Annotated in this window: 13 protein-coding genes and 2 tRNA genes; 9 read left to right on the forward strand and 6 right to left on the reverse strand. The window is 58.8% G+C overall.

The window, feature by feature from the left end:
- The first annotated feature begins 42 nt into the window (after window positions 1–42).
- Together glpK and HY2_RS07180 are read left to right on the forward strand one after the other, a co-directional pair.
- Window positions 43–1,524 (forward strand): glycerol kinase GlpK, encoded by a 1,482-nt coding sequence (gene glpK, locus HY2_RS07175; RefSeq protein ID WP_034826147.1) that lies wholly within the window; start codon window positions 43–45, stop codon window positions 1,522–1,524.
- 87 nt (window positions 1,525–1,611) lie between these two features.
- Window positions 1,612–1,833 (forward strand): hypothetical protein, encoded by a 222-nt coding sequence (locus HY2_RS07180; protein WP_034826149.1) that lies wholly within the window; start codon window positions 1,612–1,614, stop codon window positions 1,831–1,833.
- 37 nt (window positions 1,834–1,870) lie between these two features.
- Here HY2_RS07180 and HY2_RS07185 read toward each other — a convergent pair.
- Window positions 1,871–1,945 (reverse strand) — tRNA-Thr (locus HY2_RS07185).
- A gap of 77 nt (window positions 1,946–2,022) precedes the next feature.
- On the opposite strand from HY2_RS07185, the gene HY2_RS17550 reads away from it, so the two are divergent.
- From HY2_RS17550 to HY2_RS07205, 5 genes are all read left to right on the forward strand, one after another.
- Window positions 2,023–2,166, forward strand: coding sequence for a hypothetical protein (locus HY2_RS17550; protein ID WP_199285697.1), 144 nt, complete (start codon window positions 2,023–2,025; stop codon window positions 2,164–2,166).
- A 147-nt stretch (window positions 2,167–2,313) separates the two neighbouring features.
- On the forward strand, window positions 2,314–3,594 hold the full coding sequence (gene murA, locus HY2_RS07190; RefSeq protein WP_034826151.1) for a UDP-N-acetylglucosamine 1-carboxyvinyltransferase: 1,281 nt from the start codon (window positions 2,314–2,316) through the stop codon (window positions 3,592–3,594).
- Window positions 3,595–3,612: 18 nt separating this feature from the next.
- On the forward strand, window positions 3,613–4,065 hold the full coding sequence (locus tag HY2_RS07195) for a DUF2948 family protein (RefSeq protein ID WP_051594822.1): 453 nt from the start codon (window positions 3,613–3,615) through the stop codon (window positions 4,063–4,065).
- Window positions 4,066–4,068: 3 nt separating this feature from the next.
- On the forward strand, window positions 4,069–5,370 hold the full coding sequence (gene hisD, locus HY2_RS07200) for a histidinol dehydrogenase (RefSeq protein ID WP_034826155.1): 1,302 nt from the start codon (window positions 4,069–4,071) through the stop codon (window positions 5,368–5,370).
- Entirely contained in the window at window positions 5,370–5,855 is a 486-nt protein-coding gene (locus tag HY2_RS07205; RefSeq protein WP_034826156.1) for a UPF0262 family protein, read from the forward strand. The genes hisD and HY2_RS07205 overlap by 1 nt, the downstream gene beginning before the upstream one ends.
- A 10-nt stretch (window positions 5,856–5,865) precedes the next feature.
- On the opposite strand, the gene HY2_RS07210 is transcribed toward HY2_RS07205, so the two are convergent.
- The 3 genes from HY2_RS07210 to HY2_RS07220 form a co-directional block, all read right to left on the reverse strand.
- A complete protein-coding gene (locus HY2_RS07210) occupies window positions 5,866–6,582 on the reverse strand; it encodes a PepSY domain-containing protein (protein WP_034826157.1) in 717 nt (238 codons plus the stop codon).
- Between the two features lie 57 nt (window positions 6,583–6,639).
- Window positions 6,640–9,327 carry a TonB-dependent receptor gene (locus tag HY2_RS07215; protein ID WP_034826158.1) on the reverse strand — a complete coding sequence of 896 codons (2,688 nt, stop codon included), beginning with the start codon at window positions 9,325–9,327 and terminating at the stop codon, window positions 6,640–6,642.
- 81 nt (window positions 9,328–9,408) lie between these two features.
- Window positions 9,409–9,891, reverse strand: coding sequence for a DUF2946 family protein (locus HY2_RS07220; protein WP_112061895.1), 483 nt, complete (start codon window positions 9,889–9,891; stop codon window positions 9,409–9,411).
- Between the two features lie 117 nt (window positions 9,892–10,008).
- Between HY2_RS07220 and HY2_RS07225 the strand changes: the two genes are divergently transcribed.
- Complete coding sequence (locus HY2_RS07225) at window positions 10,009–11,709, forward strand: class I adenylate-forming enzyme family protein (RefSeq protein ID WP_034826160.1); 1,701 nt, start codon at window positions 10,009–10,011, stop codon at window positions 11,707–11,709.
- Window positions 11,710–11,790: 81 nt separating this feature from the next.
- Window positions 11,791–12,450 (forward strand): hypothetical protein, encoded by a 660-nt coding sequence (locus HY2_RS07230; RefSeq protein WP_034826161.1) that lies wholly within the window; start codon window positions 11,791–11,793, stop codon window positions 12,448–12,450.
- Between the two features lie 37 nt (window positions 12,451–12,487).
- Here the strand turns inward: HY2_RS07230 and HY2_RS07235 are convergent.
- Together HY2_RS07235 and HY2_RS07240 are read right to left on the reverse strand one after the other, a co-directional pair.
- Window positions 12,488–12,564: transfer RNA gene (locus tag HY2_RS07235), tRNA-Arg, on the reverse strand.
- Between the two features lie 19 nt (window positions 12,565–12,583).
- Window positions 12,584–12,892, reverse strand: a complete 309-nt coding sequence (locus HY2_RS07240; RefSeq protein WP_034826162.1) for an ETC complex I subunit — start codon at window positions 12,890–12,892, stop codon at window positions 12,584–12,586.
- Between the last annotated feature and the right edge of the window lie 55 nt (window positions 12,893–12,947).

The raw sequence follows: 12,947 nt of genomic DNA on the forward strand, positions 1-12,947 counted from the left end.
CGGTCCATCCTGCCCGAAACAGGCAAAGGGCAGGATACATGCATGGGCGACTATATTCTCGTCATTGATGAAGGGACGACTTCGACACGGGCCATCGTGTTTGACCGCGATCTGGAGCAGGTCGCGGTTGCCCAGAAGGAAGTGCCGCTGACCTATCCTAATGATGGCTGGGTGGAACAGGATGGCGAGGAGATCTGGCAGAAGACGCTGGACGTCTGCCGCGATGCGATTGAGCAGGCGGGCGGTGTGGAGAAGATCGCCGGCATCGGCATCACCAACCAGCGCGAGACAACGCTGGTCTGGGACAAGACAAGTGGCAAGCCCCTCGCCCCGGCCATCATCTGGCAGGACCGGCGGACGGCAGACATCTGTGACCGGATGAAAGCAGACGGGTATGAGCCCGCTGTGCAGGCGGAAACGGGCCTGCTCATCGATCCCTATTTCTCCGGTACGAAAATCGGCTGGGTTCTGGACAATGTGGACGGTGCCCGTGCGCGGGCAGAGATGGGCGAACTGGCCTTTGGCACGGTGGAGAGCTTCCTGATCTGGAAGATGACAGGCGGCGCATCTCACGTGACCGATGTGACCAATGCTTCGCGTACGCTACTCTATCGCCTGGGTCTCGGCGAAGATGGCGGCTGGAGCGAAGCCATGTGCGCGCTGTTTGGGGTGCCGGCATCCATGCTGCCAGAGATACGGCAGAATGCGGATGATTTCGGCACCAGTGAAGAAAGCCTGTTTGGCAAGGCGCTGCCGATCCTCTCCGCGGCAGGCGACCAGCAATCTGCACTGGTCGGGCAGGCCTGTATTCTCCCGGGAACGGCGAAGATCACCTATGGCACGGGGGCGTTCCTTGTGGCGAATTCCGGAACCGATCGTCCGCATTCGTCTAATCGTCTTCTCGGAACGGTCGGTTATGAAGGTGCCGGCAAGGGCGCGATGGCCTTGGAAGGCTCGATCTTCAATGCAGGCACGATTGTGCAATGGCTGCGCGATGATCTGCGCCTTGTCTCCGATGCTGGCGAAACCGAAGAGATCGCCGCCGGGCTCAGCAATAATGGCGGAGTCTATATCGTGCCGGCCTTTACCGGCCTCGGCGCGCCGCACTGGGCGGCGGATGCGCGCGGCACGATTACCGGCATCACGCGTGCGACGACGGCGGAGCATCTGGTGCGCGCGGGCCTCGAATCCGTCGCCTATCAGACGCGTGACCTGTTGGATGCATTTGAGGCAGATGGTGTCGCGATCAAGGAACTGCGCGTCGATGGCGGCATGGTGGCGAATGACTGGCTGATGCAATTCATCGCGGATATTTGCGAGCGGCCGATTCTGCGGCCTGACTATCGCGAGATGACGGCCCTCGGTGCGGCTGCCCTGGCCGCGATCCAGCTCGGCTGGCTAAACCCGGAAGACTGGGCAGAGCGTGACGTACCCGGCACCACGTTCGAGCCGAAGATGGAAGCCGCGATGTCTGCCAGACTGCGCCAGGGCTGGGCAACGGCCCTGCGCAAGACGCTGGCCTGAAAGTAAGACCGGAACTGTCTTCCGGCCATGGCGTTATATATGAGCAGGCAAGCATCCTGCTTTAACCCCATATATGGGAGACAAACCATGGAGAAGTCCAACAACACTGAAGCCGCTCAGGTAGAAGAAACCCGGCGTGCGCTAAAGCAGAAGAGTCAATCCGAAACAGAAGTCGGCCATGAACATCTCGACACTCGAACGTCACATGACGGGCAGGTTGATGGGGCCCAGAAAGGTGCCCCGAAGAATGGTATGCTGGATGCCAAAGGCAACCGCCCTGTCCTGGAACGTAGCCGAAAGGTTAGATAGCTGTTTCGTGCCCCCATACTGAGATTTATTGAAGGGCTGGTGCCGCGAGGGAGAATTGAACTCCCGGCCTCATCATTACCAATGATGCGCTCTACCACTGAGCTACCGCGGCGTTGCAGAAACAGAAAGCGGGCTTTAGCTTATGAAGCCGGACATGAAAAGACCGTTTCAGCGCGAAATACACCTTATATGACAGACAAGAGCATAGCAGACGACAAAGCCGCCCGCCGGGCGGAGGCATTGCGGGCAAATCTGAGGCGCAGGAAAGCGGCCAATCGCAAGGCGAAGGATGCCCAGTCCAGTGAAAGCAAGGGCAAGAAACACGATAGCTGACGTCAGATGAATGTAGCCGTCTCACGACGTCCTGGCGCTAAACCCTGCTTGCCGACGCTAAGCATAAGTAAGCTTTGCATAAAATCGTACAGTCCCTGCCACATTCAGGCCCTTTCAAAGCCGCGAAGCGCTGTATAAGCCTCTCCCATGGATAGATTGCACATCAAGGGCGGCGCTCACCTGAACGGCCGCATTCCGGTATCCGGCGCGAAGAATTCTGCGCTGAAGCTGATGGTCGCTTGCCTGCTGACGGACCAGCCAATCACGCTGACCAATATGCCCAGCCTGGCAGATACGCGCTTTCTGGCGCAGCTGTTGGAAACGTTGGGCGTGGAAGTCTATTGGCCTAAGGGCGAATCTACCTGTCACTTGAACGGAGCGGAGCTGAAAAGCACAATCGCCCCTTATGATCAGGTGCGGAAGATGCGTGCCAGCTTCAACGTGCTGGGCCCGCTGATTGCCCGTTCGGGCCATGCGACAGTGTCCCTGCCAGGCGGGTGCGCAATCGGCGCGCGTCCGGTGGATTTGCACCTTCAGGCGCTGGAAGCCATGGGCGCGGACCTGCGCGTCGAGCAAGGCTATGTGAAGGCAGCGGCCATTCATGGGCTGAAGGGCGCGCATATCAATTTCTCCATGCCGAGTGTCGGCGCGACAGAGCATGCCATGCTGACGGCGACCCTGGCCGAGGGCGAAACCGTGCTGGAGAATGCTGCGCGGGAGCCTGAAATCGAGGATCTGGCCGACTGCCTCAACGCCATGGGCGCGAAAATCACCGGCGCGGGCACGTCAAAGATCCGCATTCAGGGCGTTGAGAAGCTGAACGGCACGACTCATGCCGTGATGCCGGACCGGATTGAGGCGGGCACCTATGCCATGGCCGCGGCGGCGGCGGGCGGGGATGTTACGCTGGAAGGCGCACCTGTGGCTGCGCTGGGCGCGATGATCTCCAAGCTTAGAGAAGCTGGCGTGACGGTGGAGGCAGACGAGGAGGCCAATACGTTACGCATCGTGCGCAATGGCACACGGCTGAAATCCATCAATGTCTCGACCCAGCCGCATCCGGGCTTCCCAACAGATCTGCAGGCCCAGTTCATGGCCCTGATGAGCCTGGCGGACGGCACGAGCATCATTCGTGAAACCATTTTCGAGAACCGATTCATGCACGCGCCAGAGCTGCAGCGGCTGGGCGCGGACATTCTGGTGCGCGGGCAGGAGGCCATTGTGAAAGGTGTTCCGCAATTGACCGGCGCACCTGTCATGGCAACAGACCTGCGCGCGTCCGTCTCTCTGGTGATTGCGGGGCTTGCCGCGGAGGGGGAGACTGTGGTGAACCGTATTTATCACCTGGACCGGGGGTTCGAGCGACTGGAAGAGAAGCTTAACGCCTGTGGTGCAAGCATTGAGCGCCGGTCGGGAGAAGACGAATAGATTATTCAAGGGGCTGTTATGGCTGATGTAAAACCACTTCGCCTCCTCGCCGAAAGTGTCGAGGATCTGGAAGTCATTTCAGCGGCCATTCAGGATAGCGTCGTCAAGGCGGAAAACCTGAATTACGAGTCCCGCCACAGGCGGTTCACGCTGGAACTGAACCGCTATCGCTGGGAAAGCCAGGGCAAGCGCGCCAAGGAAGGCGAGCGCATCCGGTCTCTGCTGGCCTTTGATGGCGTGCTGAAGGTGAAAACTCGCGCCGTGAACAAGGCTGACCCGGAAATGATCCTGTCGCTGTTGCAGGTTACCTTCACGCCATCTCAGGAACCGCCAGGCGGAACCGTGACATTGCTGTTCGCAGGCGATGGCGAAATTGCACTCGACGTCGAAGTACTGGATGCAACTCTGCTGGATAGTGACTATGTGTGGCCCACGCGCCACCTGCCAAATCATGAGCGGCGCCGGAGATAGATCATGGTCCGCCACTTTGATGCCTCACGCGCCGCTTTCGAAAGCGAGTTTGCCGCCTTCCTGAAGGAAGAGCGCGGCACAGGGCATGATGTGGCAGATATCGTGTCAGGCATCTTGAGAGATGTTCAGGCGCGCGGCGGCGAAGCGGTGGCCGAATATACCGTCAAGTTCGACAAGCTGCAGATCGATCCTGCGACGCTGCAATCGGACAATGTGAATCTTCACCTTCTGGCCGCGCAATGCCCGCAGGATCTGCGCGATGCCATTGATTATGCACATGACCGGATCGCGGCCTATCACACGGCGCAGAGGCCAAATGACCACAGCTTTACCGACGATGCCGGTGTGCAACTCGGATGGCGCTGGACGGCGCTGGAAAGCGTCGGCGTTTACGTGCCAGGCGGCCGGGCAAGCTATCCGTCATCGGTTCTGATGAATGTCGTGCCTGCAAAGATTGCCGGTGTGGAACGGATTGTCATGGTCGCGCCCGCGCCGGAGGGGCAATTGGCCCCTGCGGTTGCCTATGCCGCCGTGAAGGCTGGCGTGGATGAGTTCTACCCGATTGGCGGCGCGCAGGCGGTTGGTGCGTTGGCGTTTGGAACGTCTAGCCTTGCGCCGGTAGACAAGATTGTCGGTCCCGGCAACGCTTTTGTCGCAGAGGCTAAACGTCAGGTTTTCGGACGCGTCGGCATCGATACAATTGCGGGCCCGTCAGAGATTCTCGTGATCGCGGATGAAACGGCAAACCCGGACTGGATCGCCGCTGACCTGCTGTCCCAGGCAGAGCATGACCCCTCGTCTCAATCCATTCTGATCACCGTGGACAAGTCTGTGGGCAAGGCTGTGGATAAGTCGGTGGAAAGTCAGTTGAAATCTCTCTCCACGGGCGAGCGCGCAGCCGAGAGCTGGAGTGCACACGGCGCTATTGTCGATGCGCCTGACCTTGCCACTGCCGCGAACATTGCGAACCAGATCGCACCCGAGCACCTTGAGCTGGCAATTGCCGATCCAGATGCCCTGTTGCCGAGCATCCGCCATGCCGGTGCGGTGTTTCTGGGGCACCACACACCCGAAGCGCTGGGCGATTATGTAACGGGCTCCAACCACGTTCTGCCGACCAGCCGGGCGGCCCGGTTCTCTTCGGGGCTTGGCCTGTATGATTTTTTGAAGCGTATGAGTGTCCAGCGCGCGAGCCCTGAGGGTTTCGCCGCACTTGCGCCAGCGGCCCTGCGCCTGGCTGAGGCGGAACGCCTGCCGGCCCATGCGCGGTCTGTGTCGATCCGGTCCAACAGGGAACCGGACTGATGAGCAATGACAGACTCATCGGTGTCGAGATCGACGATGAGACGCTGGGCGCTTCCGGCCCCGATGCAGAGCATGAGCGGCGCGTTGCGATCTTTGATCTGCTGGAAAGCAATTCCTTCAAACTGATCGAGAAGGATGAGGGGCCTTATCTGCTTGTTCTGTCAAAGATAGAGCGTCGTCTCGTCTTTGCCGTGCGTGATGAGACGGGCCATGAAGTGCACACCTTCATCCTGTCCCTGGGGCCGTTCCGGGGGGTGATTCGCGATTACTTCATGATCTGCGACAGCTATTACGATGCCATACGCACGCAGACGCCGCACCAGATCGAGGCGATCGACATGGCGCGGCGCGGGATTCACAATGAAGGCTCCGAATTGTTGGCTGAGCGCCTGGAAGGCAAGGTGGAGGTCGATTTCCAGACGGCCCGCCGCCTCTTCACCCTGATCTGCGCCCTGCATGCGGGACAGACCCGCGCGGCAGGCTAGTCTACAGGAGTCATCGGATTTTCCTGACAGCCCTGATCTGAAGAAAGCGCCGCATTCGGAAGAACAGGATCACCAGTCCGGCGACAGACACCAGAACGCCCAGAAGAGCAGATGCGATGAGCAGGGGATGGTTGAAATCCGCCCCATCATCATAGTCCATCACATGCAGGCGCCAGAAGAAGTCAAACAGCCGCCAGGTAGATGACCGCCTGGCACGAACAATCCCGCTCTCAGGATCGACATAGAGCCGCGTGTCTTCCTTGTCCTGAAAGACAATCTGCCAGACAGGGCCTCCTGGTCCATATTCCGAAGGCGGCTTTTCCATAAGCTGGACGCTTTTCACCGGGATGTCGGGCGCAAAATCATCCTCGGCAATTGTGCGGGCAAGCTGCTCAGGCAGGGGCGTCAGCCGTGTGCCATCCTCAGCAGAGACCAGAACCGTCTGCGTGCCACTCTTCAGCCGCCAGACGGGCGCGCCGGCCAGCCCGCCAAGTGTTGCCTCATCAATCACGGCGAGGCCAGCCGCGTCAGTCGCCTGCTGCAGTGAGATCAGGCTGGCAGGCGATAGTTCCAAGGCTGGATGCTCAGCAATGTTATGCTCGCTGCGCACCCGTTCAATCGGCAGCGCGCTCATCACCAGCCCGCCAAGCAGCCAGAGAAAGACCTGAAGGCCTATCAGAAGGGCCAGCCATTTGTGGACCCGAACGGCCCATCGCAGAATGATCATCGTATCTGTCCTGAAAGGTCGCTTCCGGCAGTATATGCCGCCGGAAGCGTGTTGGGCCTAATAGTTCAGCGTCGCCCGCATATAGAAGAAGCGACCGAGCAGTGAATAGGTCATCGTGTCGGTATTGCCATCGGACCAAGACTGAACATATGGCGCTTTCTCATCGAACAGATTGTCGATGCCAAAGCCCAGTTCTGCCGTGTCTGACAGGCGATACCGTCCTTGTACGTTATGATAAACTACAGGATCAATATTGTAACCGACGCCTTCAGGATCTCCGTAGAGGTCTGTCGCTTCGCCAATATATTGGGCATTCCAGGTCACGCCCCAGCAGTCAGACGATAGCGTCCAACTGGCCTGACCTCGCCATTCCGGATAGCCCCCTTCGCAGCAGCCAACCCCGCCGACATACTCAAACGGGTCTGCCCCGTCGAAGGCCACCGTTTCATAGTCGATCAGGTAGGTCGTCTGCAACTGGACATGGCTGTTCAGCTGGCCGAGTTCGCCTGTGTGGGACGCGCCGAAATCAATGCCGCGCATAGTCTCGTCACCTGTGTTGGAGCTTTGCGCCGACAGGAAGTTCACCTCGCCCGTCAGTGGGTTGCGTGTATGGTGCCTGCTGGCACAGAAAGGATGGCTGAAGCCCGGCGTTGTGTAGCAGCTTGCCAGCTTTGCCGAGCCGGAGGTCTGCCGGATCGCGTCTTCAATCTCAATATCGAAATAGTCGAGAGTGAGAGACAGGCCAGGGACCAAGTCAGGTTTTGCAACAAGGCCCAAGGTGAAGGTTTTCGAGGTTTCCGGTTGCAGGTCCGGATTGCCGCCTTGGTCTGTCAGGATAATAGAGCCGAATTGTTCAAAATTGAGCGGAACACCTGCCGCCTGGCAGTTCTTATAGATTGTGCTGGACGGGTCGAGATCTACGTAATTGGAACACGGGTCTTGCGTGGGAAGTTGCGCTTCGTTTACCCCGGAAAACAATTCCCGCACGCTCGGTACACGGAAAGCGGTGGACCATGTACCCCGCAACTTGAAGGATGGCACAATCTGCCAGTTGAGGCCCAGCTTGTAGTTTGTGTCTCCGCCGAACAGGTGGTAATCGGAATAGCGAACAGCCGCATCCAGATCGAGCGCCTTTGCAAAGGCGGCATCTTTTAAAAGAGGCAAATTGATTTCGCCGTAAATCTCGCTCGCCTTTATCCTGCCCCGGATGGGGGTCTGCGCGTTGCCAAGTGCACCGCCAGAGGCGAGCAGGGCATCCGGTTCCAGCCAGCCTTCATCCTCGCGCAGTTCAAAGCCGACCGCGATTCCGGCCGTGCCCGCAGGCAAGTCAAATACCTGGCCCGTGAGATTGCTGGTCAGGCTGCGTTGCTCATTGCCGCCAGTGCTTCTCTGATTGACGAGGATATAGTCGCCAATCTCTTTCGTCAGGTCTCCCTCACCGAGAATATCGGCGCACGGGATGCCATTCGATCCGCAAAGGTCTGGATTCAGGGTTTCGGCAAAGCGGCGCGTATTGATGTTGTTGAGAAGGGCATCGGTGGCGGTATTGCGACCCCAATTGAGCGCAACATCATAGTGCCAGCCTGAGCCGAACTCCCCTTCAAGCCCGGCGACGATGCGCCAGGTTTCAACATCCTGCTCAAATGTGCGCGCGCCGAATTCTGTCGTGCGGCGACTGAGAACGACAATGTCCTCTCCCGTCGGGTTTGCGGGATGGGACGCGGATATAGCTATATTCTTCAGGGTCGCAGGTGATGCCGGTTGCGTGGAATTACGCCAGTTGAACAGCGCTTCCGAGAACAAATTTGTGGTATCGTTCAGCCGGTAGCTCCCGAAGGCGCTTAAGCTGAGGCGTTTAAGAGGGTTCGAGGCGTTGAAATAGGGATTGAAATTGAAGCCATGCTTCTGGATGTCGAATGGCTCGTAGACATCCCCGCCAATGAAATTGATCTGATCGCCATTTGGCAACACGGCGCGACCGCCCGCGGTGGAGGAGCTGCCGGGGGTGCACTCCAGGCTGCCGTTTCCATCAAGGTCCGCTACAGAACAGGGGGCGCGGGGCGACAGGGGCGCGGCCTGACTGTCCTGATAGTTCATGTTTAGCGCCAGGCTACCGCGATCATTGCTGACGCCCCATGTCAGGTCCAGCAGGTATTCTTCGCCGTCCCCTTCGCCGGTGATGCCATATTTGCCCTCAATCTGCAGGCCATCAAAGGTATCCTTGGTGATCAGGTTCACAACCCCTGCCACCGCGTCGGCCCCATAGACGGCCGACGCGCCGTCTTTGAGGACTTCGACCTGGTTGAGGATCGAGATAGGGATCATGTTCAGGTCAACAGAGTCATTGGCACCTGACCCGCCAGCGACGACTCGGCGTCCGTTGAGTAGGACGAGCGTGCGGTTCACGCCTAGACCGCGCAGATTGACCTGCGCGGTGCCCCAGCCGCCCCCGACCCAATAGGCTGAATTGGCGTTACCGGCAAAGCCGGCAGAGAAAGGCGCGCGCTGTAGCAGCGTTTCAACATTGGTGATGCCGAGATTGTCGATCTGGGTTGCATCATAGATCGACATCGGGCCAACTGATGTCAAATCATCCCGGATGATCCGGCTACCGGTTACGATAACGGTTTGCTGGACGGCGTCCGGATCCGGGTCTGCCTCCTGAGCGGAAGCGGTGTTGCAGTTTGTAGCGGCAAGGGCCGCAAGCGAAGTGCCTGCCAGTAGCAGGGTTTGAAGTTGTTTCATTTGTATCTCACACAAGGGGAGGCATGCCGCGCCAGGGCGCAGCTCAAGGTGTTCCGCCAGGCGGAACAGTGGCACGTGCGTTCAGATGTGTGAGGGAGGCGCGCGCGAGCCGAGCGGCGGCCCATGCGAATGACGGGAAAAGCAGGGCTCGTAGCGAACTGCTACAAAGTGTGGACCAAAATGCACCAGTGCTGCGGGAAGGCTGAGGGTCGGAAGAACAACCCCATGCGCCATGACGCAAAGCGGGCAGTGCTTTGACTGGGAAGGTGAACCGGGTTGTTTCCCATCTGCCAGCTTGGCAATCTTCGACAGGGTCTTGGTGACGGCGGTGTTGGGGGCTTCGCCGGACGGACCGCAATAAAAGCTGGAAAAATCCAGTCCCCGGGCCTGGCCATAGGACATTGCGCCTGGCTGGAGCCCCAGCAGACTGATGGCCAGCATCGCCAGAATGCGCGCTGTCGCAGCGTGTAGCCCTGACAACATGGGCGGGCTGTTAGCACTGGCAGCCTGTTCTGAAAATGCTGTCATGTGCGGCATGATGCGCACATATGGTGTTGTAGTCATAGCAGATGCTGGGTTTCGTAAACAGAATTGAAGCTGCCCACAGCATGTTGCCCCCACGTCTGGTATTCCTGACGCGGCGTCATTGTGTATGATCCTGCCAAAGTATCCGGAGGAAGCATGCACTATACCGAACTGCTGAAGGCACGTGAGGAACTGACAGGGCCAGGCGGCGATTTCGAGATCGTTGAAGCCGATGTTCTGGGCAACACATTGCGCGTTTACAAGAACGCCCCGCCCAGCATCCGCGAGCTGTGGCTGTCGACCCTTCAATACGCTGAGCGTCCCTACCTGGTCTATGAAGAGGAGACGCTGACTTATGCCGAAACGCACCAGCGGACGAATGCGCTGGCGGCCTGGATGTTCGCGCAGGGGGTAAAGCCGGGTGACCGTGTGGCTGTGGCGATGCGCAATTATCCCGAATGGATGCAGATCTACTGGTCCTGCGCCTCGGTTGGCATCGTGGTTGTGGGCATGAATGCCTGGTGGACGCCGGAGGAAATGGCCTACGCCCTGAAGGATTCAGAGCCAAAGGTGCTGTTCGTGGATTCCGAGCGTCTGGAGCGTGTGCGGGCGATTGGAGACATAGGCGATATCAAGCTTGTCGGCGTGCGCCTTCCGGACGTGCCGGATGATGTGACGCCGTGGGATGAGGTGATCGCGCATGGCGGAGATCTGCCAACTGTAACGGTCGACCCGGATGCCGATGCCTGTATCTTCTATACATCCGGCACGACAGGCTTCCCGAAGGGGGCACAGCTGACGCATCGCGGCTGTGTCGCAAACCTGTTCAATCTTATGTTCTCATCCGCCTCCACGGCGCTCGCGACACAATGGGCGACAGGGGAAGAGCCCCCGGAAGAGCCCCCCGTGCCAGTCGGCCTGATCACGACGCCGCTTTTCCATGTGACGGCCAATAATTGCGCGGCCTATCTGCTTACGGCAGCGGGCGGCAAGATCGTGCTGATGTATCGCTGGGATGCCGGCGAGGCGCTGAAACTGATCGAGCGGGAAGGCATCACCGCGATGAGTGGTGTGCCGGTCATGGCGCGGGAACTGATCAATCATCCGGACTTTGAAAAGACTGATACATCCACCCTGGCCACGCTGGGCGGGGGTGGGGCGCAATTGCCGCCGGACCTGGTGCAGAAGATCGATTCGCAAGTTGCAACAGCCCGCCCGAACACCGGCTATGGCATGACGGAAACATGCGGCATCATTACGTCGGTGGCCGCAGACTTCTTCGTCGACAAGCCCGACAGTGCTGGCCCGGCGATGCCAAACTTCGAGACAAAATGCGTCAACGAGTTTGGTGAAGCTGTGCCGCAAGGCGAAGTGGGCGAGCTGTGGGTGCGCGGGTCATCTGTCATCAAGGGCTACATCAACCGGCCTGAGGCGACGGCGGAAGCCATCACCGATGGCTGGCTGCACACCGGTGACATTGCGCGCATCGACAAGGATGGCTTCATCTACATAGTCGACCGCAAGAAAGACATGGTGCTGCGCGGCGGCGAGAATGTGTACTGCGCGGAAGTCGAATCGACGCTCTACCGCCATCCCGCTGTCGCAGAATGTAGCGTGTTTGGCGTTCCGGATGACCGACTGGGCGAAGAAGTCGGCGCGGCGGTCGTGCTGAAGGATGGCGAAAGCCTGACCGCAGAAGAGCTGCGCGCGCATTGCGCCGAGATCATGGCGAAGCACAAAGTGCCTCGCTATATCTGGTTCCTGAATGCGCTGCCCCGGAATGCCAGCGGCAAGTTCATCAAGCGTGACCTTAAAGAACAGCTGACCAAGGAAATGGACAGCGCGGAAGTCAGCTAGGTCGCTGCGGGCAGAATTTTTGGCGTGGGGACGCAAGCGATAAAGATATTCTACGGACTCCTGCCGGCAGCATTGTGCGTAATGTCGCCAGGCGCTTTTGCCGAAGAGGGGGCGGACATCCCTTTCTGCGAATCCGGTGTGATGGGGGACTCACACCAGATCAAGGCAGGCTATTTCGAAGACGCCAATGGCCATGTCACCCTGCAACAGATCACCTTCTTTCCGGACAAGAAGCTGGAATTCATGGATGAGGAACTGGCGGCGACGCCTCCTGCCAGTTCGGTCTGGCTGGAGTATCGCGGAGACCTGAACGGGGAGAATGCCAAGGAGTCGATCATCTTGGCGTTTTACGATTTCCCCGGCGCCAAGGATCAATTGAAGGCCTGTGGCAAGTATGGGTTTGGCTCTCAGGACTACGACTACACACCTGTCGCGCGGACTGTACAGGCGGCTGATGGCAGCGCGCGGACGGAGTGGCGCTGCACCATCGATTCCCGCTTTTATTTCTATGAGAAAAATCCGGAGCGGATGAACGGCGAAAAGGTGGAGGTTGAAATTGGGGGACGCAAGGTGACCCAGCCGCCATTCATTAGCCGGCAAGTCACGATCGTCTCCCCGGTCGTGGCTCGGTTATTCATTCCATATGATTTCGGGGAAGATGTTCTGTTACACCTCGACCTTCAGAAAAGCCGGATGAAGAAACGTTACGAAGCCGGTGAGTGCATCCCGCGCTCTGAATAGGGTGATGGTGACCTAATAAGCAGATGCCATGAAGTCATGGCGACCCCGGCAGGATTCGAACCTGCGACCGTCCGATTAGAAGTCGGGTGCTCTATCCAGCTGAGCTACGGGGCCGGACTGTGCCGGCAGCCCCCTAGTGCGTCCAGGGTTGCTTGCGATCTGCGTCAAAATTAGCCGAGTAAGACTTTACAAGGCGTTTGCGCTCATGCGTCGGCTCGACCGTGAAGGTCATGCCCTGGCTCTGCGCATAATCGATGGCCTGTTCCCGTGTGTGGAAGGTCAGGCGAACCTGGCCGGATGTATCATCAATACTGGTCCAGCCCATCAACGGGTCAACAGAACGCTTTGCATCATTATCGACAAATTCCAGAACCCAGGTTTTCGTCTTGGCCCGGCCAGACGTCATGGCGCTCTTAGAAGGTTTGTAGATACGCGCTTGCATTGATGAGCCTCACCGCTGCGAAAGAAATGGTCGGAGCGATAGGATTCGAACCTAC

It is taken from the genome of Hyphomonas pacifica, from assembly GCF_000682675.1.
Taxonomy (GTDB): Bacteria; Pseudomonadota; Alphaproteobacteria; order Caulobacterales; family Hyphomonadaceae; genus Hyphomonas; species Hyphomonas pacifica.